This window comes from Cytobacillus sp. T106 (assembly GCF_040492155.1).
Classification (GTDB): Bacteria; Bacillota; Bacilli; order Bacillales; family Cytobacillaceae; genus Bacillus_AB; species Bacillus_AB infantis.
In genome coordinates this window covers 1-19,190 of record NZ_JBEUMK010000025.1, presented here as the reverse complement: position 1 = coordinate 19,190, position 19,190 = coordinate 1, and the positions used below count along the sequence as shown (strand labels likewise).

Here is a 19,190-nt window from a genome sequence, read left to right as displayed (position 1 = left end):
CAGACAGGTTTGTGACGGTCTTTTGAAAAAAATAAAATAACTTTTCTAAATCATAAGAAAAGCTTCCTGGAATGGGAAGCTGGTTTTGAAAAAAAGCCCCCTTCCCCTACCAGCCATAAAAGAGCGGACCTTCCCTGACCTGAATGAAAGAATCAGTGACAGATTGAAAAATAGCGGAGAATTTCTGACTATTGACTCAAAACAAAGGGAAATGGACAACTTCGCTCTGCTTGACAGGAAATTCTTCGCTTATTTACACCCACTTCCTCAAAAAGAGCCAAGGGACCTGTCCCCTTGGCTTACTCATCAAGCTGATAACATAGTTGAACTACTCCAGATGAAAACTTTTTTGTTTCAGCAAGTTTTAGATTTACCCGTTGCTTAATGTCAGTAAAAAGGGGTTTTCCTTCTCCTAGAACAACAGGATGAACAGACAATCTAAATTCATCTACAAGCTTTAAGTTTATAAAGGTTGTAATTAGACTTGCCCCGCCATAGAGCCAAATATCTTTTCCAGGCTCGTTCTTTAATTTGATTATTTCTTCCTTAATGTCTTCATTTATAAATAAAACGTTATTTTCGGACTTATTTTGTGCTCTTGAAAACACGTATTTCTTTTTACTGTGGATCAATTCCCAAGCTTCTTTTTCAGTATCAGACACTTCAGTACCGGGTATATACTGACCCCATAAATCATAACTTTTTCTTCCATATAAGATAGTATCGATTTCATTTAAGAAGTTATTGAAGTTCATATCAGGATCCATTATGCACCAGTCTACTTCCCCTTTCGGTCCTTCAATAAATCCATCTAAAGTAACTGCCAAATCTAATATTATTTTCCTTGGCCTTTGGTATAAAACCATCATTCATCCTCCTTTTGATAGCCAACGTAAAAACTATCATTCTTCAACAAATCCTTTGGCGATTATTTACCTTTATTTAGGATTCCTCAATTCGATTAAGACTGCTTACACCCCTGTATCAGTACCTGCCATGCTTATTTTTCCATTACCAGCCCTCACGATTACACAAAGACGTAATATGTGCAAGATGGTGCCGTCCGTGCCAAGCGTAGATTCCTATATTTTTGCCTACTGTAACTTCACCAGAATCCGGGTGGATAAATGTCTTTTCCATATCAGCTGGGATTAGACTCCGTAAAAGGCCAGTCCAACGTTTGTGTAATGCTTCAAGCAAAGATAGTGAGATATCAATTGGCAGTTTATAATCAGAGAGTTCCGCCCAATTCGTTTCATCGTATGGTTTAATGACAGGTGTTTTTTCTGTAAGAGCCAATTTAAATCGAACGTAGGCATTCATATGACTATCTGCAAGGTGATGTATTACTTGTCGAACTGTCCACCCACCTGAACGATAAGGTGTGTCAAGCTGTTCATCATCTAAGTCCTTTACAGCATCCCGCAGCAATCTTGGTAAAATTTCAATCTCATATATCCAATCCCTTGTAACGCTGTTAGTAATCTCACCATCGTATTGAAAATTGCCAATTGGATATCTCAAATCCATCAGCTATTCCCTCCTCATAGTCCCTTGATTTTTAGACTAACTAAATAGTTCAGTTTAAAATCCATTTGTTATTTAACTAACCAGCTCTATAGTCAAATAAGAAAAGCTGCCTGGTTTGGCACCCAGCCAAGCTCTGGTGATTTTTTTTGTTAGCAACTATGCGAGAAAGTCGAGAACCCTCTTGATCACAAGTTTCGTCGCGACAGCATCGTAAGACGGTAAGCTGCTGTCGGTGAATAGATGTTCCCTGCCTTCGTACAGAAAAAGTTCAGCATGATCAGCCGAAGCCACAAGCTCACGGGCCGCGTCGATGTCACCGTCTTCAACGAAGAAAGGATCTGTGTCCATGGCGTGAATTTGCACAGGCAAGTCGGCCGGCCACTCAGATTTGAACACTGAGGGCGGGAGGCATGCATGAAAAAACAGTGCCCCTCTCGCACCCTCACGAGTTTGAGCGAGCTGCTGTGCTGCCGGGACACCGAGTGAAAAACCGGCATAGACGACATCGCGTGAAAGCTCGGTGGCTGCCCGAACGCCGCGCGCCGTCACTTCTTCAAATCCAATTTCCTTCACAAATGCCAAGCCTTCCTCCAGCGAGGTAAATACACGGCCTTTAAATAAATCTGGCACGTGAACAGTATGCCCCGCATCTCTCAGTTGATCGGCAATTGCTTCAATCCCTTTCGTTCGGCCCAGAACATGGTGTAACAACAAAACCTCTGCCATCGTTTCCACCCCTAATTAAATGAATTTCATATGTCTAGCTTCGACAAGAACACCTGTTTGACCTGCAAGAACTTTACTTTATTTAGATATATTCACCTTAATAAAGCTCAGCCTTTATGCCGCCCCAAGAATAAAGTTATTCCCAAATGCTTTTTTTACTTTTATTTCTAAATAAAAACATGAGAATGCCACCTATTGTGAAATATTTGAAAGCCAAAAATCCGTTAACTATTTCGTATCCAATTAAAAGAACTGTACTTGTAGTCATAAGCACACCAATCCATCTAATTATAAATCTAATCATTTCTTACCCCGCCTCCATTTCCTCCACCAAATTCCCGATCTCTTTATTTTAATTAAATGTAGAAAATATCTATATTCAAAACTTCATCTGTGGCATTCGTTTACTTGAATGCAAGGAGTTAGAAGTCACCTCCTGCTTATTGCTTTTTTAAAATTGAAATAATAAAAAGGAATTTGTATAGTTAACACCAACATTAATACTTCTGTTTGGCAGCTGATTTAAACAAGCTATTTATAGTTTGAGTGACACGTTCCACAGGCCCCCGGGACAGACCCCATGGCCTACAGCCTAAAAACGAGCCAAGGGACCTGTCCCCTTGGCTCATTCCAAAAGCTCTTTTTGCTTAAAGATTTGTATGGATGAGATAAGAATGACGATGATAATAGCAATAGTTGTTATTAAGGCTGGCAAGAAACTGGAATCCAGTTCCCCTGACAGCAAGACCTGTCCTGTGTGCTCAGTCATTGCAGCCGGACTCCATTTCATATACTTTTCCAGAAAGCTTGTAACCGTCGAAAGCCCAAAGGCCACAAGGATTGTAAGAAAAGCGGCACTGGCATTTCCTTTCATGACCGTGCTAAAAAACAGCGTTAGTGTAACAATAAAAATTAACCATATGCTGTAGATCGCTGCACTTTGAAATACCTGCCCAACAGCGACTGTTTCAATGAGTATCGTCGTATAATACCAGGAAGCTGCATATCCGATAAACAATGAAAGAAGTGTGATGGTCAGTAACCCGGCCCATTTCGATAATATATACGAGGAATAAGGAACTGGTTTAATCATCACCATACCCGCTGCCCCACTCTGTCTTTCTGCAGATACGACACCCATTGCACTCAATACAAGAATAAGTACACCCAGCATTCCATAATTGGATAGAACCGCCATTAATACTTCCCCGCCAGTTGGAACAGGCATTTCCAGGATTGTACCTTCTGGAAGACCGCCAAAAGTATCTAAAATTTCCGGCATATAGTATGAACTGACCGGCTGCATCACACCCAGCAAAATAAAGACAATGGGAATCCATAAGATTTTATAATTCCGTGCCATTTCCAGCATTTCTTTTTGATAAAGAACAGTCCATTGTGTCATGATTTCACCACTTTCATAAATAAATCCTCTAATGTCGTCTGGGAAACCTCGAACTTACGGATCGGGAGTTCGAGGTCCACGATATCTTTTAACAATTTTTGCTTTGCTTCTACCATATCTTTTAATACAATGCTCGCCTTATTGCCCTGGGTGTTTACTTCAGATACAAAGCCGTAATCTGCTATGCTCTTAAGCCAATCGGCTGCCGGCGATTCGAATTCAACTTGAATAATAGGCTGCTGATACTCTGCCATTACACTTCCCAGGCTGCCTGATACCGCAATTTCCCCTGCATGCATGATAAGAATGTCGTCACTTATTTCTTCTGCATCGTGAAGGACATGCGTTGAGAAGAGAATGGTGGTTTCCTCTTTAATCTCCCTCATCATGTCCAATACTTCCCGTCTCCCAAGCGGGTCGAGTGCTGAAACAGGCTCATCTAAAATAAGCAGGCTTGGACGGTGAATGAGTGCCTGTGCCAATCCAAGCCGCTGCTTCATTCCGCCTGAATACCCCCTTATTCTTCTTTTCTTCGCATCCGCCAGACCCACCCGTTCAAGTAATTCTTCACTTCTTATCTCCGCTTCTTTCCGACTCAGCTTTGCTAATTGGCCGGCGAAAACAAGAAACTCCTTTCCGCTCATCCAATTAAAGAAAGCAGGATATTGAGGTAAATACCCAATGAACTGCCTTAAATCCTTTGCTTTTTTCCCTTTAAAATCAATGCTTCCTGAAGTTGGCTCCAGCAATCCGGATAGCATTTTTAATGTCGTTGTTTTTCCTGCTCCATTTGGTCCAAGTAAAGAAACGCATCTGCCTTCTTCAATATAAAAATTGATTCCTTTAACAGCATTCATATTTCCAAATCTTTTTACTAGATCATCTGCCTTTAATAACGCCATTAATCATTTCTCCTTCCAACCACAAAATAAAGCACTGGTCCTATAATGTTGATCATGAGAATAATAAGAATCCAAAGCCATTTGGGTCCGTTCGTTTTTTCTTCTCTAACGCAGGAAACTAATGCGGCAGTCATCAGTATTAGCTGTAAGACAAGAATGGGCGCAACCGCTTCCCATGGGATTGCATTTAACAGTTCATTCATTTTCTTCTCCACCCCAATTGTTTTTTTACTTTTAATACGATTACGATCGTCGAAACGTTCACTCTCGAAAAAATAAAAAAATCTCAGGAATTTAATCCTGAGATGCTCCGTGTATCGAAACAAACTGATTTATTACATCCATCACTTTAATTAGACTGAAATACCATAACCGGACCTTTCCAAAGATTACTCTCCAATATTTCCTCTTGATATGAAGAGTCTATAGTAAACTCAGCAATCACCTTTTTCCAAAAAGCATATGCCGGTTTATTTTCAGAGGTTTGCCTCACTTCCCAAACACCTTTAAACTGTTCGAATATAGAAAAAGCAACATGCCTGCCAATGCCTCTGCCTCTAAACTTTCGCATGATGAAAAAATCGCTTATTACGTTTGTTTTTTTCTCGTTGCTCAGTTTTGTAAATTCTCTTGGTACATCAAGAATGACTAATTCGAACCCTGCTATTTCCCCATCAACTTTAACTATAAACGGACGGCGGTACTCTTCTGTCCATTGATGATCCAGGTATTTATATGAATATAAACCATGCTGACTTAAAACGTGGCCATCAACCTCACTGCTGTCATAACGATATAACTGAATCAAATTAGATAGTACCGTTTTATCTTCATAAGGACAAAGTAATAAGGTTACGTTCATTTGGTATCCTCCCATAATAAGCCAAGGGGACAGGTCCCTTGGCCCAGCTTAAAAAGAGCCAAGGGACCTGTCCCCTTGGTTTTTTTACTCAATGACCTGTCACCCGAAGAATTCATCTTTAAGAATGCTCATCCTCAGACGGTCAACAAATTCTCCATTTCTCAATCTATCCTGCCTCAGGATACCTTCTTCTTTATATCCTGCTCGACTATATGACTTAATTGCTTTTTCATTATCCACTTCTACCCTAAGCCAAATCTTATTTAAGCCTAATTCATTAAAGCCAACCTTCAGCATTTCTTGCATAGCTGCTAAACCAAACCCCTTATGCCAGTAATCTTTATCACCGATGGCTATTCCCAGTTCAGCATGTTTATTCAATTGATCTATATTCTTCAAATCTACCCAGCCAATATGCCTTCCTTCTTCCGTCATAATCGCTCTTTGTTCATAGCCATTCGTTCGGTTCATACACATTTCAACCCACGTCTTTGTCTCTTCCCTGCTAAACGGCGGATATTTATTTGGCATATTCAGATATTTTGTCACCTCTCTATCCAGACACCATTTATAACGGTCCTCAACATCATCAAGAGATAATTCCCTAAGTATTACTCTGGGTAACTGATGGCTTTCCAAACTTTCCAACTCCCACTAAAGATTTTATGTATATTTCTCTCTTCTTAAAAGCTTTTCCTAGTCTAAAATCTGACCCTTTTATTAGCCACCTAAACTGGCAGCTGTAGTTGAGCAACATTCTACCGATTCCAAATTCTATTAACCTCTTTCAGATCCCTTTTATCAAAAGTTAACTTGTAGACATCTGGCATATTAAGATCTTTCCAAAAACTAAAACCATATTTTTCATCAAAGTAATTCATAATCAGTACCATTATATTGCCATGTGTTCCTACTGCAATATTTTTACCCTCATATGTTTCTAATACCTTTAGTGTTGCCTCAATCCCCCGTTTCTGGGCATCGATATTAGATTCTCCGCCTTCCCAAGAAAAAGAAGGTTCCTCCCATACCTTTGTAATAGCTAGATTAAAGTCCTCAACAGGTTTTGCAGATAAGTTCCGTTCTTTAAAACCATCTTCAATTATTACCTCTTGACCTATCACTTTAGCGACTCCCTCAACCGTTTGAACAGCCCTCCTGTATGGACTGGAAATGACAATATCGATGTTTTCTTTCTCAAGAATGCCATTGATCCTTTCTGCATCAGCAAAGCCTCTGCTAGATAAAGGCCTTGCTAATTCGTCAGGTGTATATGTGGAATGTGCATGACGTACGAAGTATAAATTCGTTGGCAAAATTGTTCATCCTCTCCTCTGCCAAGGGGACAGACCCCTTGGTTCTAAAGCGTATTGGTCTGCAAATGGTATCGAGAAAAAGGAGGTGGCAGCTTTTCAGGCAATCCCCAAATATTTTCACCTGGAAATTTTATTGACTTGTTTTGTTATATCATCTAAAACCTTTTCAGAATCGGCCAGTGTAAAGTTCTCGTTGATAAGAAAATCTATGAAATAGGTTCCTTCATTCAACTTAAAGCTTACCATCACAAGTTCATTGTCTCTTTGGATATGTTCATACTGCATGGAGATTCCATTGAGTTCTCTTTCCTTTACGTTATCCCCTTCAAAGAATAAATGGTTAGGGCGGTATTGAAGGCTAAATGCCCTTTTTCCTTGATAGGGTCCGTACAAAAGGTCTGCACTTTGCTCCTTTTCCCATCTTTCCCGGTTCGTTTCATTAGCGAAAGGTTGATCCCATTTTCCTGTGTTTGTACCATAATCAATCGTCAAATCCACGGCCTCTTTATTAAGCGGATATGATATTGCTGCAAAGTTAATGGAATAGCCTTCTATTTCCGGGATGAACACCGAATGACCAAATTCTTCTGTTGCCTGCTCTTGAATATTTGCTGATACATTATTTATATCTTCTACAAAAGGCTTAACCAGGAGAAAGGAGAACAACAGTACAAAACCTACGGCTAGAGCAGGGAAAATAAATGCTATTCGCTTGGATGGCTTTTCCTCTGGTTTCTTTTTAATACTGGCAAAATGGGCAGCTTCTGTTTCTGATAAGGTAAGCTGGTCAAAGAAATGTTTATCCAGTGCCTGTTTGATCTGCTTTTGGTATTGATCCATTAAAAGTCAAACCTCCTTTTAAGCAAGTCCCTTCCGCGGATTAATCTGGTTTTTACTGTATTCTGCTTTAGGCCAAGGATGATACTTATTTCGGCTGTATCGTAATCTTCATAATAGTATAGGAGGATGACTTCACGATATTTGATTGGAAGATCCATAATGGTCCTGGCGAGCTCCATGTCCCTATCATGATCAAGCACCATTTGTTCTGTATCTCGTTTGGCGGTATCCTCCTTTATTAGATTGGTAAATTGCATTGTCCTGAAATGCCAGCTTTTTAAATAATCCTTTGCTTTATTAACAGCTATTTTAATCAGCCACGTTTTTACTGAGCTTTCTCCTCGAAACTGCTCAAAATTCCGATAGGCAGACCAAAACACTTCCTGAGTAATATCTTCCATTGTGTGATGGTTTCTAACATATGTGTAAACAACTTTCCGAATATCATTTACATATTCTTTAACGATCTCATCGAACTCAACGCTTCCCCCATCTTTAAATGGTTCCACAGCTCAGCCCCCTTTCTTTGGCTTTCAACATAAATGACGAGGCACTATGGGGTTGCGGTTCATAAATGTTCATAAAAAATGCTGTCAGAGACATCTAGTGTGAAATACGACACTCTTAACATCTTCTTCTCATAAAAATGCCCTTTTTACGGAATAAGAAAAGCCGCCTGGTTTGGCAGCTAAACTTTAATAAAATTTTTTAAAATGATCTTTTTCTTCCCAGTCCCTAATAATTTTCAAGCCATCTTCAGATGAAACGGTTAATTGTCCATTGTTTTTAATGACTTCTGCATTAGAACCTTCGCCGAGCTGGATTTCTATAGTATAAGCATAATCAACCGTACCATCTTCATTCTTCTCCGACTCTTTAATCTGAACATTGTTCACCTTAATGGGTTTGTTTGTGCTGGACGCAATTTCCGGTGCAATGCTAAAGACACGATTTGCACTCAATTTCTCCATTGTATCTGTACTTAAATACGGCTTAACGCGTTGAACTATTTCATCATTTGCGGGTGGATCAGATGGCTCCTCAATTGTATACTGTTCCTTTTTATACATTTTCAGCATTTCTAAGACATCATTGTCATTTATGTGATTTTTCGAGCAGCCAAACAGACCTAAAATAAAAACAAGCATAAAGAACTGAACTGATTTCCTAATAAAAATCGCCCTCCTCTTGGAGCCAGGGGGACAGGTCCCCTGGCCCAGTTCCAAAAAGAGCCAAGGTACCTGTCCCCCTGGCTCACCCTAATCCCCAAAAATCAGTCTGGTATAGTGTAAAAAACAATATAAGTATAAATATTAACTCACTGAGTGTTACTTTATAGGCATTGGGATTCTGGGCATACTTCTTTTCCATGACTGCTGTGACTGCTTGAGAAATGACGATAAAAACTGGCAGGAAAAACCACGGCTGTAAAAACCAATACCAGTCTGATGGGTCTCTTGTGATGTTTATCGCATATCCCACCAAGATGCTGGCCATTGATGTAAGCCTGATTGTCCAATCAATCTTCATATGTTTATCATTCACATGGTTATAAGAAAAGGATTTCTTCTTCTCTACTTTAAACCATTTTCTTACTAATATATTGAAGCTAAACAACAATAACAGGACTATAGCTAAAAATAAGGCTAATTTCGCCCCAACAGCAGGTTCAACACCATATCCGTACATAACAAAACCGCCTATCTGAATATTCAATATGCGTTTATAATATCCTTATATAATATACGGTTCATCTGGTGAATAGTTTCAAATTTTCCCTTTTTTATGAATCTGTCCCACTTATGAAAGAAGACAGCTGCATGGCTCTGTCAGCTGCCCCTTCAAGAAACTATATAGAAAAGCCGGATCGCTCAACGACAAATCCTCTGATACGCAATAATTGATGGAATCGTACTGTTAGGGAGTGATTAAATGAGGAAATTATTTATGAGCTTTTTATTGCTATTTTTTCTTTCAGGCTGTGGCGAATATTCTCCTTCTAAGCATGATGTAGTTAATATACATGGAAGCATTGTGAATATTAGTTTACTTGAAAAATTCATAGCAGATGTTTCTTTGAATAAGGACAGTGAAGTCCGGGTAGTAAATTACACAGACGAAGGCGATCCGATTATTCATGACTTAAACTATTCCAATGGTCAATTAACATCGATAAAGGATACAAGAGAAGATGAATTTGGGGATCAATTAGTAAAAGAAGATGTGTGTGAAAGCATAAAGAAATTAGACAAAAATAAACAAACGATTTATCAGTTAGAAGGATGTAAAGACAAGGAAGACGTCATACATGTGACCTACATTATTAATAATTAGAGGCTACACTCTATGGAGCCAGGGGGACAGGTCCCCTGGCCCAATTTCATAAAAAAGAGCCAAGGGGCCTGTCCCCTTGGCTCTAAATTTCGATTCTTTCACTTTTTTTAAGTACAGCCATAAACAAAACGGCCAGTGTAAGGCACCCAATTGAATATTGCAGAGGGGAGAGCGGATTTGATCCGACCATGATAGGATAGAAGTACCCGGGAAAGTTCTCAATGATTTTTGAAAGAAACCCGTTATGGGTCATTCCTTGGATACTGGCCAGGGCATTGGGGAAAAACAACAGTATGGCTGTTAAAATTCCATATACCGCACCACTGCGAAAGTTATATAAGAATAGCAGATAGCCAATTAAAAAATAGGTCACAACGAGGAGAAAGACATTCACTGAGAAGCCAGCCAGGAAAGAGAGTTCTAAGTCACCGGACACACCCATCATTTTTGCCGCTTGAAACAGCACTATTCCTATCACTGCATAAAGGAAACTTACCGAAATGGCGATAATACCATTAGCGAAAACATAGTTTCTTCTATTCTTCACTGAGTTATTAATCAGAGAAATTGTTCTGGCCGAGTAGTCTCTATTGATAAAGTAAAGCGGCATTAAGACTGCCGCGAGCATGCCCAGCATACAGTAAAAATTTGAAACATGTTTGATGTTGAACGGAGTGCCCCCCTTAAGAATCACGAAACCCATAATCAATGCAGGTACACACGCCCCCAGCAAACCAGCAGCCAGATAGCCATTTTTAAGCAGCTCTTTCAGGTTATAAGCCACATATCTTTTAATACTGATGGTCATGATTTTCACCTCTGAATTTGTTCATATACACACTGCGCAGGGTTTTCTTCTCCGCAGTAAAATCAGTCAGCCGGATGCCCAGGCGATTTAGCATGTGAAAAATCTCAGCGTTTTCCGCAGCTGTTTCAAACTGAATATCTTTGTCGCCCGAATAGATTACCCTGCCGAAATGCTGTTCCGAAGTGAATTTGGCTAAATCATCTGGATTATGAAAGACTAGCCTGATCATACGCTGCTCTTCCTGTAAAAAGTTCTGCTCAGCAGCAATTGCGCCATCCTCTATGAATAAAACCCGGTCACAGACCGCTTCAATATCCTCAAGCTTGTGGCTGGAAATCAAAATACCGACATTCCGCTCATCAGCCATTTTTCTCAGTTCCTGCAAAACCTCAAAAGAAGTTTCCACATCCATGCCGTTAGTAGGTTCATCTAAAACAATATAGCTCGGATTATTAAGCAGGCTTATGACGATTCCCAGCTTCTGCCGCATTCCAAGCGAGTATTCTTTTACCTTTTTATTCAGCACCTCGAATAAGTGCAGGTTTCTCAAAAGCTCCTCATAATCAGATAGCTTAAAAGTATTTCCGTAAATCCCCGAAAAATAGGTTAAGTGAAACAGTCCCGTTTTATTGCTGAATAGCTTTGGTTCTTCTATTAAGTATCCTACCTGAAGATTGTCAGCAACTGACCCCTTATAGGTTTGAACAGTTTGCGCAATAATCCTCATCAGCGTACTTTTTCCAGCGCCATTTCTGCCAACCAGACCAACGATTTCTCCTGGATGTAACTCTAAAGAGAGATCGTGTAAGACTGTTGAACTTCCGTATTGCTTAGTCAGATTACTTATCAACATCGTTTAACCCTCCATCCTAAGCTGGAATTCCTTACGTGAAATCCTTTTTATATTGAGCTGCCAAATAAATGCCGCAAGCCAGAATTGCCAAAGCATATTTAAATAAGAAAAATATATTCCACATATAGTCCCTCGGAAAAATGGTGTCACATATAATAATGGCCAGCAGCATAAAGTAACTGCTTTTCAAAAAGATCTTATTTGTCCGTTCATCATCCTGCCCAATCTTCTTGTAAAAAATGTAAGCAAACATGGCACTGCCTATAAGCAGTAAAAAACCGATTCCCACAAGGATATTCCAATTCCCGGAGGATTGTTCTGCCCATGTCTTCAAAGGGTAAAAAAGAGCGTTAGGGATATCTGATATAGACTTAATTTCCATTAGAATCATTCCCTTTCTCATAAGTGAAAATATCGTTTACATCAACCTTAAAAAATTCAGCAATACGAAAAGCCAGCAGCAGCGTGGGAACATAATTGCCTTTTTCCATTACGAAGATGGTTTGTTTAGAGACCCCGACTTGCTCAGCCAATTCTTGCTGAGACATCCTGGCAAGTACCCGGTATTCATAAACCTTATTTGATATTGAGTCACCAAAATCTTTCTTCATGACCATCACCTCTTGAATAAAATATAAATCATTCATATATAAAAGTAAAGTAAACTTATACTTAATTTAATTTAATTTTAATTTAAGTATTAAATACTTTTAGAAAGCCAAGGGGTCTGGCCCCCTGGCCCAGTCTCAAAAAAGAGCCAAGGGGTCTGGTCCCCTGGCCCAGTCTCAAAAAAGAGCCAAGGGGTCTGGCCCCCTGGCCCAATCTCAAAAAAAGCCAAGGGGTCTGTCCCCTTGGCTTCTATTTCGCTGAAATCTCGTCTCCTGTAACCCACTGGTGATTTTCCACTTTTTCTCCACCTGTTGTCGGCGTGAAATCAACCATATAAACAGTCGTACTTTCTGCTGAATCAATTACAGCTTTAGCACCCTTCATTCCTTCCATATGCTCCACGTCCAAAGTGACTTCATCTCCCGCTTTATATGGAGAATCTCCAGCATCTTTTATATCCTCTTGGATGATCCACTTATGATTTTCCACCTTCTCCCCACCAGTTGTTGGCGTATAAGAAACGGCATATACTGTTGTGTCATAGGCACCGGAAACTTCTGCTTCAGCACCTTCCATTCCATCCATATGGCCGGTTTCTAAAATAACTGTGCTTCCGACTGGATATGTGGGATTATCTGCTTCTTTTAGCCCTTCAGGCACTTCCCCGGAACTAGAATGGTTCATTTCCGAATGCTCTGAATGATCCGTCTGCCCCTCTTCAGCTTCATTATTGTGATTCTCTGTGCTTGAATCATTTCCGCAGCCGCTTAGGCCAATAACTGCAGCAAGGCTAAGAACACTAATTAGTTTTTTCTTCATTCCAATTCACTCCTCAATATCAGTTGTTATATATTATACCCCCATACGGTATAAAATAAATATAAGAATTATGAATTATTTTTGAACTGCATTGTCCTGTTTGTCATATAAAAAAAGCCGCCTGAACTGGCAGCTGAATACAAAATACCTATTCACAATTCATCTCAAACCCTTAAACCCATGCTTTTCAAAAATCTTGATTGACGTTTCATTTTGTAGATAATCGTAAAATAAATGGGCTTCTTCACGATGGGCACTATCCTTAATCACACCAACAGGATAAATGATAGGAGCATGGGCATCCTCTTCCGCAGTTGCTGCAATCTTTACCTTTTGCGAAACCATGGCATCTGTTTTATAGACGATGCCTGCGTCAACATTGTTTGTTTCTACATATGTAAGGACCTGCCTGACATCCTTCGCATAAACAACTTGGCCTTCGATAGATTTCCATACATTTAAATATTCCAGTGTATCTTTGGCATATTGTCCTGCTGGCACAGCCTCCGGGGTGCCAATTGAGATTTTATCAGCATTGGCGAGGTCTTCAAATGATTGAATGTTTTTATTAGAATTCTTTGGCACGATCAGCACAAGGTCATTTCCGACCAGATTTAATCCGTCGGCACTATCAATTACCCCATCCTCTACCAGTTTATCGAATTTATCTTCTGCCGCTGAGAAAAAAAGATCAACCGGTGCTCCTTGGGATATTTGCTGCTGGAGTGCCCCTGAACCCCCAAAGTTAAAGTTGACTGTCACATTAGGATGTTCTTTTTCAAAAGAGGCTTTAATATCATCTAGAGCATCTTGAAGGCTTGCCGCCGCAGAAACTGTCAATTCCTCTTTCTTCTCCCTCCCGCCCTCTTGTCCATCCTCAGCTTCATTACCCGAACACCCTGCCATCACTGCAAAAAGCAGCAGGACATAAAACAAAATAACAAATTGCTTTTTCATATATTTCTTCCTTTCCAACTAAACAAAACTATTCATACATAATCATAACTATTTATGGCCTGAAAGGCCAAGGGGAGAAAGGCCAAGGGGACAGGTCCCACGGCCCAAAAGAGCCAAGGGACCTGTCCCCTTGGTTCTTCCTTGGCAAAATTTGTGCTGAATTGAGAAATAAATAAGTATAATTATGATGCAGCAAGGTAGTAACGGAGGATCATAACATGCAGAAGAGGTGGTCTTTTGGTAAACGCAATAATAAGTATAACGTCTCTTATATTAATCAGTATTGGTATATTACACGTTTTTTGGGCATTTGGGGGTAAGTGGGGAGTAAATTTGGTGCTTCCAACTAAGGATGATGGTCAATTGCCAGTTTTACAGCCAAGAATGGCAGGCACACTTTTTATCGGGCTGCTTTGCTTTTTTGCATCTGTACTTTTATTAGTTCAAGCAGATCTGCTCACCATCATCAAATCCTCCACTCTTTCAAAATGGCTTTGTATAGCTGGTGGAACTGTGTTCCTGCTTCGCGCTATTGGAGATGGCAGATATGAAAAAGGCCAGGGGGACAGACCCCTTGGTTCAAGAATATACTTTGACATAAAAAACAAATTCATAAAGCTTTCGCTGGAGGAGCTGTTCACCAGCCGTATTAATATCCATAACAAAAGTGTATGTTCCGGGAGACAGGTTTGGAAGCAAGTAACTGGCTGAAGGGCTTATTATTGTACTTTTTGAGGTAAGATCCCTTTTAAAAACCTCATTAGAAAAAACGGCTTCTGTTCCCATGCCTCCTATACCAGTCCCGCCTAAGTCAAGAATAGCTTCATACGTATAATAATTTGCTGTAGCGTTAGAAATAAACTCCATTCTAAAAGATCCTGTAAGTTCTAAAGTTGTATTTGTTGTAAGAGTTATAGCAGGCAAAAGGGGAATTGTAATAATTTCCCGCTCTCCTCCAGGTAAAGTTATATTTGCATTACGGAAAATTTGGCTTCTTATATCCATTAAAGTTACAGGTCCCTGTGGCCCTTGGTTTCCTTGTAGTCCTTGAACTCCTTGTGTGCCTTGCTCTCCCTGCGGTCCTTGAACCCCTTGTGGACCTTGATCTCCCTGCGGTCCCTGAACTCCTTGTGTGCCCTGATCTCCTTGCGGTCCTTGAATTCCTTGCTGGCCCTGCTCTCCCTGCGGTCCTTGAACCCCTTGTGTGCCTTGGTCTCCTTGTGGTCCTTGAACCCCTTGTAGTCCCTGATCTCCTTGCGGTCCTTGATTTCCTTGTGTGCCTTGGGCTCCTTGCGGTCCTTGAATTCCTTGTGTGCCTTGAGCTCCTTGCGGCCCCGATGCTCCTTGGGGACCTTGCTGGCCTGTTTCAGATCCCAGAAGCTCTGAAGAAACAAGGCGGTGAATGTCAATTAATTCCCCGGCATTATTTTTCCCCCAAACTGAGATTTCCGTGTCCTCTTCCCCTGGGCCGTTTGCAGTGAATATAAATTCAAATGCGTTAAGGTTGGCATAGTAATCCTTAGTAATCACCTGGTTTGGCGATAAAGAAAACAATTCCAGAACGTATATACTTCTGGCCCCATCTAATCTGTATCCCTGGACTTCTACTGTTGCTGGATTAACAGTATTCCTGTTCACAAATCGGATTGTCAGTTTCTGCGTGGCCCGGATACCGTTCACAAGATTATTTTCTATAGGGCCAGTTGATAATATCCGCACTGTACAAACCACCCCTTCTGCTGTATCGTCCTATTCCTGATTTCCGCTTCTAAATACTTGTTGTTATCATATGCAGAATTTTAGAGGTGGACTGGACAAAGAGAGGCAGTTCACCTAATTTCCCTATACAAAAAAGAAACCCGGGAAACATTCCTGCGCTTCTTTAATAAACATTTTTTCACCCAATCAGAATTAGCGATTGCTTACAGAGGCCGCAGGGACAGCTCCCCCGTCCCCGCCTCAAAAAGAGCCAAGGGACCTGTCCCCCTGGCTCATCTTGCACAAAGTATAAAACTATCAAGTGACTTTTCATTAACATTGCTGTGATTCATCAGTTCATAATAGCTGTTCACTAAAGTCTGGATCATTTCAGGTGCTTTTGAGAATTCAGGCCGGATACTGTTCGCATAATCTTTTTCCCATTTGGCATCCTGCAGATAAGACGCATCTACAGTCAATTGTCCCTCAACTGTAAATCCTGCCTCCTTCAGCAGCTCCTGGATACGAGATTTATGAAACAAGTTCTGGATGTTCCCCTCGTTGTCTACAAAATTAGAATATAAAGCGAGAATGGAAGCAGCACAAAAATGGGCACGCTGGTCCATTCTTGTAAAATCCAGGTCCCACTCTGCAAAACAGATCCTTTTTGCCAGCTGTCGCAGCCTTGTAAAAGTGCGGAGCAAGTCCTCCGGATGCTTAAAGTACCAGGAGCAATGAGACAGAACTGCCACATCAAAAGGAGCTTCCCCTGTAAAGTCTTGAAGATCGGCTTCAAAGTGAAAAGATACCCGGCTCCCTAAGGAGGATTTCTTAATTCTTTCTGCAGCTTCCCCCAAAGTGAACGGCGCCCCATATTCCGGACTGGCTACATCCATCGCCACCACAAATCCGTCATTCCCTACTGCATCTGCAAGAGCCGCCGTTGTATCTCCTTGCCCGCATCCTACCTCAAGCACACGCATGCCTTCCTTGGTCTCAAAGGCCGCAGCCAGGTCCAGCCGGTGCTGCAGCTGAATCTGCTGTACAGTATCTTCTTCAAAGAGTTTATATTTCTTGATAAAGGCTTGAGTCATTTCATTGATCTCGAATTTTATCATTCATCTGCCTCCTAGAGGCCATGGGGACAGACCCCCCGGCCCAATTTCAAAAAAGAGCCACGGGGTCTGTCCCCTTGGTTCTTCTAATAAATAGTTGGCACCATTCCTCCGTCCATACGGATAGGGGACCCTTTAAACGCATTTGCATAGGGACTGCAAACAAATGCAGCCAGTCGTCCTATTTCTATTGGTCTGATAAATCGCTGTAACTCGGATTGAGGTAAGTTTAAATTCATAAATTTTTTCTCTTTTTCCGGAAAGCTCATATCCTCATCCGGGTAAATCCCCTCAATTATATGATGCACATTTTCAGAGAGTGTCGGTCCTGGCATAATCGTATTGACTGTGACTTCCGTACCTGCTGTTAATTTAGATAAACTCTTAGATAATGATAAGACCATTGATTTTGTCATACAATATTGCGGCATCTGTCCTGAAGGCATAACTGCTTCCTCGCTTGCAATAAAGATAACACGGCCAAAGCCATTATTCAGCATTTGCGGTAAATAAAATTTAGATAATCCATTTGAGGCAAGAACATTTGTCCGGAAGTACTTCTCCCAAACCTCGTCGTCAACGTCCTCATATTCCATGACTTCGTAAATACCCATATTGTTAACTAAAATATCAATATTGGGGTGCTTTCTAAACAAGGCTTCTCTTTGATTGCGATCCACTATGTCTGCCGTTGCATTCCCGGGAGCCGTATTCGGGAAATCCAACTTCATTTCATTCACAATTCGCTCTACCTCTTCGCCGTTTCGTCCATTGATCAGTACATTCACACCTTCTTTGGCAAGTTCAATAGCAATTGCTCTCCCAATGCCTCGGGTGGAACCTGTAACTAGAGCTGTTTTATTTTTTAGACCCATGTCCATAAATTTTCCCCCTGCTCGTAATATCGCAATAAAAAGACAAGGTTAATGTATTGAGTTTGCCTCCATATGTTCATTACGCCAATTTGAAGGAGTATCTCCTTCCCAGAGGCGAAAGGCTCGGAAAAATGCATTTTGATCTTCGTAGCCAACCAGGAATGCCACTTCTTTAATATCTATAGAAGGGTTTGATAAATATTTTCGCGCCTGGCTATGCCGAACTTCTGCGAGCAGATGATTGAACCCTGTACCTTCTTCCGTTAGCCGGCGCTGTAAGGTGCGATCACTCATTCCCAGTTCGCCCGCGACTGTATGAATGTTGGGGCGCCCATCTGCTAAGCTGCGTTCAATGATCCACTTAACCACTTCGGTGTTTGAGCGGCTGCGCTGCTGTTCGTTCAATGATTGATCCAATACAGGGGTCAAAGCTTCCAGCAATTCTAAGTTATACGAGATAAAAGGGAGGCCCAGGTCTTTTTGGTGCAGAGTTAAGCGGTTTCTATCTGCTCCAATTCGGATACTGCAGCCGAAATAAGCTTCAAGCGCGTTTACATTGCCCATTGGGTGCGAAAATTCAACGAATCTCGCAATCAAAGGTTTACCTGTGCCTCTTCTCCCTAACTCTATAAGAAATGATAATGTAATGCCTGCCAGCAATGGAGGACCAGATTCACCGGTATGCTGCCATTCCAGATCAATATGGCAATACTCGCCTTCCGTAGTGACAAGTAAGCTTTCGGGAGGACAGAGCTCTTTATATCTGACCATCCGGTTTAGTGCATCGCGATAATCACGCGCATGGTAAGCCGCTAAAACCGCCGGTGGATAATGCGCCGTTTCAAAAACTGTTGTAAGTTTAATGATTCCTTCCGCAATGTCGTCAACCAGGTCTGAATATGCCTGCCAGATTGCAAAATACTGAGCAGCAGTAACAACTGGTTCATTCAAGATAGTGAGGGGCACTCGTGCTTTTCGAACCACGTCTTGTGCCGAGATCCCTAATTGCTGTAACCCAGTCCAAAATCCTGCTGGCATCTTAATCCGGGTAAGAGAAGTCATGATCGTCCCTCCTTTGGCCATCTGCACACTTGCAAATTTAATTACCGTTTCAGCTTGTTTAACAGAACAGATATTATATTATCATCCCTAACCTGCCCTGTGACTAGCCAATGGCGACTTTCCACTTGCAAACTGCGTCAAATTTAAAAGACCACAGGAACAGGCCCTCGGCCCAGGCTAAAAAATGAGCCAAGCGGTCTGTCCCCCTGGGCCTGCTCCAAAAAATGAGCCATGGGGTCTGTCCCCCCGGCCCTGCTCCAAAAAATGAGCCATGGGGTCTGTCCCCCTGGCCCTGCTCCAAAAAATGAGCCATGGGGTCCCTCCGGCCCTGCTCCAAAAAAGAGCCATGGGGTCTGTCCCTCCGGCTCTGCTCCAAAAAATGAGCCATGGGGTCTGTCCCCCCGGCCCTGCTCCAAAAAAATGAGCCATGGGGTCTGTCCCCCCGGCCCTGTTCCAAAAAAAGAGCCATGGGGTCTGTC

The 19,190-nt window shown here is 41.4% G+C and carries 25 protein-coding genes; 2 read left to right on the top strand and 23 right to left on the bottom strand.

Going from position 1 to position 19,190, the window contains the following annotated elements; all coding sequences use genetic code 11:
* Nucleotides 1-299: 299 nt before the first annotated feature.
* From ABU165_RS24140 to ABU165_RS24080, 13 genes are all read right to left on the bottom strand, one after another.
* Nucleotides 300-866 carry a dihydrofolate reductase family protein gene (locus ABU165_RS24140; RefSeq protein ID WP_318060547.1) on the bottom strand — a complete coding sequence of 189 codons (567 nt, stop codon included), beginning with the start codon at nucleotides 864-866 and terminating at the stop codon, nucleotides 300-302.
* A gap of 145 nt (nucleotides 867-1,011) precedes the next feature.
* Nucleotides 1,012-1,533, bottom strand: coding sequence for a YfiT family bacillithiol transferase (locus ABU165_RS24135; RefSeq protein ID WP_187445495.1), 522 nt, complete (start codon nucleotides 1,531-1,533; stop codon nucleotides 1,012-1,014).
* Between the two features lie 153 nt (nucleotides 1,534-1,686).
* Entirely contained in the window at nucleotides 1,687-2,256 is a 570-nt protein-coding gene (locus tag ABU165_RS24130; protein WP_009792291.1) for a dienelactone hydrolase family protein, read from the bottom strand.
* A gap of 625 nt (nucleotides 2,257-2,881) precedes the next feature.
* The gene (locus tag ABU165_RS24125) at nucleotides 2,882-3,661 is read right to left on the bottom strand and encodes an ABC transporter permease (RefSeq protein WP_318060532.1); all 780 of its coding nucleotides are present in this window, start codon (nucleotides 3,659-3,661) and stop codon (nucleotides 2,882-2,884) included.
* A complete protein-coding gene (locus tag ABU165_RS24120) occupies nucleotides 3,658-4,563 on the bottom strand; it encodes an ABC transporter ATP-binding protein (protein ID WP_094768111.1) in 906 nt (301 codons plus the stop codon). The genes ABU165_RS24125 and ABU165_RS24120 overlap by 4 nt, the downstream gene beginning before the upstream one ends.
* Nucleotides 4,563-4,766, bottom strand: coding sequence for a PLDc N-terminal domain-containing protein (locus ABU165_RS24115; protein WP_318060533.1), 204 nt, complete (start codon nucleotides 4,764-4,766; stop codon nucleotides 4,563-4,565). The genes ABU165_RS24120 and ABU165_RS24115 overlap by 1 nt, the downstream gene beginning before the upstream one ends.
* A gap of 146 nt (nucleotides 4,767-4,912) precedes the next feature.
* Nucleotides 4,913-5,425, bottom strand: a complete 513-nt coding sequence (locus tag ABU165_RS24110; protein ID WP_318060534.1) for a GNAT family N-acetyltransferase — start codon at nucleotides 5,423-5,425, stop codon at nucleotides 4,913-4,915.
* A 99-nt stretch (nucleotides 5,426-5,524) separates the two neighbouring features.
* Nucleotides 5,525-6,073, bottom strand: a complete 549-nt coding sequence (locus ABU165_RS24105; protein ID WP_129613605.1) for a GNAT family N-acetyltransferase — start codon at nucleotides 6,071-6,073, stop codon at nucleotides 5,525-5,527.
* A 110-nt stretch (nucleotides 6,074-6,183) separates the two neighbouring features.
* Nucleotides 6,184-6,741 (bottom strand): histidine phosphatase family protein, encoded by a 558-nt coding sequence (locus ABU165_RS24100; RefSeq protein WP_318060535.1) that lies wholly within the window; start codon nucleotides 6,739-6,741, stop codon nucleotides 6,184-6,186.
* Between the two features lie 117 nt (nucleotides 6,742-6,858).
* Nucleotides 6,859-7,581: a hypothetical protein gene (locus ABU165_RS24095; protein WP_318060536.1), complete on the bottom strand. Its 723-nt coding sequence runs from the start codon at nucleotides 7,579-7,581 to the stop codon at nucleotides 6,859-6,861.
* Complete coding sequence (locus ABU165_RS24090; protein WP_009792300.1) at nucleotides 7,581-8,090, bottom strand: sigma-70 family RNA polymerase sigma factor; 510 nt, start codon at nucleotides 8,088-8,090, stop codon at nucleotides 7,581-7,583. Before ABU165_RS24090 ends, ABU165_RS24095 begins: the two co-directional genes overlap by 1 nt.
* Before the next feature lie 186 nt (nucleotides 8,091-8,276).
* Entirely contained in the window at nucleotides 8,277-8,660 is a 384-nt protein-coding gene (locus tag ABU165_RS24085; RefSeq protein ID WP_157638544.1) for a hypothetical protein, read from the bottom strand.
* A gap of 175 nt (nucleotides 8,661-8,835) precedes the next feature.
* A complete protein-coding gene (locus ABU165_RS24080) occupies nucleotides 8,836-9,270 on the bottom strand; it encodes a DUF4181 domain-containing protein (RefSeq protein WP_022543329.1) in 435 nt (144 codons plus the stop codon).
* Nucleotides 9,271-9,513: 243 nt separating this feature from the next.
* Between ABU165_RS24080 and ABU165_RS24075 the strand changes: the two genes are divergently transcribed.
* Nucleotides 9,514-9,915 carry a DUF4362 domain-containing protein gene (locus tag ABU165_RS24075; RefSeq protein ID WP_009792304.1) on the top strand — a complete coding sequence of 134 codons (402 nt, stop codon included), beginning with the start codon at nucleotides 9,514-9,516 and terminating at the stop codon, nucleotides 9,913-9,915.
* 82 nt (nucleotides 9,916-9,997) lie between these two features.
* Here the strand turns inward: ABU165_RS24075 and ABU165_RS24070 are convergent, their stop codons facing one another.
* From ABU165_RS24070 to modA, 6 genes are all read right to left on the bottom strand, one after another.
* Entirely contained in the window at nucleotides 9,998-10,723 is a 726-nt protein-coding gene (locus tag ABU165_RS24070; RefSeq protein ID WP_009792305.1) for an ABC transporter permease, read from the bottom strand.
* On the bottom strand, nucleotides 10,707-11,576 hold the full coding sequence (locus ABU165_RS24065) for an ABC transporter ATP-binding protein (protein WP_318060537.1): 870 nt from the start codon (nucleotides 11,574-11,576) through the stop codon (nucleotides 10,707-10,709). Before ABU165_RS24065 ends, ABU165_RS24070 begins: the two co-directional genes overlap by 17 nt.
* Before the next feature lie 31 nt (nucleotides 11,577-11,607).
* On the bottom strand, nucleotides 11,608-11,958 hold the full coding sequence (locus ABU165_RS24060) for a DUF2178 domain-containing protein (RefSeq protein WP_318060538.1): 351 nt from the start codon (nucleotides 11,956-11,958) through the stop codon (nucleotides 11,608-11,610).
* Nucleotides 11,948-12,187, bottom strand: a complete 240-nt coding sequence (locus ABU165_RS24055) for a helix-turn-helix transcriptional regulator (RefSeq protein ID WP_022543327.1) — start codon at nucleotides 12,185-12,187, stop codon at nucleotides 11,948-11,950. Before ABU165_RS24055 ends, ABU165_RS24060 begins: the two co-directional genes overlap by 11 nt.
* Nucleotides 12,188-12,434: 247 nt before the next feature.
* Nucleotides 12,435-13,004 carry a YdhK family protein gene (locus tag ABU165_RS24050; RefSeq protein WP_148950571.1) on the bottom strand — a complete coding sequence of 190 codons (570 nt, stop codon included), beginning with the start codon at nucleotides 13,002-13,004 and terminating at the stop codon, nucleotides 12,435-12,437.
* Nucleotides 13,005-13,163: 159 nt separating this feature from the next.
* The gene (gene modA / locus ABU165_RS24045; RefSeq protein ID WP_318060539.1) at nucleotides 13,164-13,961 is read right to left on the bottom strand and encodes a molybdate ABC transporter substrate-binding protein; all 798 of its coding nucleotides are present in this window, start codon (nucleotides 13,959-13,961) and stop codon (nucleotides 13,164-13,166) included.
* Between the two features lie 237 nt (nucleotides 13,962-14,198).
* Here modA and ABU165_RS24040 point away from each other — a divergent pair, with 237 nt between their 5' ends.
* On the top strand, nucleotides 14,199-14,672 hold the full coding sequence (locus tag ABU165_RS24040; RefSeq protein ID WP_318060540.1) for a DUF3995 domain-containing protein: 474 nt from the start codon (nucleotides 14,199-14,201) through the stop codon (nucleotides 14,670-14,672).
* A gap of 299 nt (nucleotides 14,673-14,971) precedes the next feature.
* On the opposite strand, the gene ABU165_RS24035 is transcribed toward ABU165_RS24040, so the two are convergent.
* The 4 genes from ABU165_RS24035 to ABU165_RS24020 form a co-directional block, all read right to left on the bottom strand.
* On the bottom strand, nucleotides 14,972-15,370 hold the full coding sequence (locus tag ABU165_RS24035) for a hypothetical protein (protein WP_318060541.1): 399 nt from the start codon (nucleotides 15,368-15,370) through the stop codon (nucleotides 14,972-14,974).
* A 582-nt stretch (nucleotides 15,371-15,952) separates the two neighbouring features.
* Nucleotides 15,953-16,777: a class I SAM-dependent methyltransferase gene (locus ABU165_RS24030; protein WP_318060542.1), complete on the bottom strand. Its 825-nt coding sequence runs from the start codon at nucleotides 16,775-16,777 to the stop codon at nucleotides 15,953-15,955.
* An 83-nt stretch (nucleotides 16,778-16,860) separates the two neighbouring features.
* Nucleotides 16,861-17,655, bottom strand: a complete 795-nt coding sequence (locus ABU165_RS24025) for an SDR family NAD(P)-dependent oxidoreductase (protein ID WP_318060543.1) — start codon at nucleotides 17,653-17,655, stop codon at nucleotides 16,861-16,863.
* A gap of 42 nt (nucleotides 17,656-17,697) precedes the next feature.
* Nucleotides 17,698-18,711, bottom strand: coding sequence for a helix-turn-helix transcriptional regulator (locus tag ABU165_RS24020; RefSeq protein WP_318060544.1), 1,014 nt, complete (start codon nucleotides 18,709-18,711; stop codon nucleotides 17,698-17,700).
* Nucleotides 18,712-19,190 lie beyond the last annotated feature (479 nt).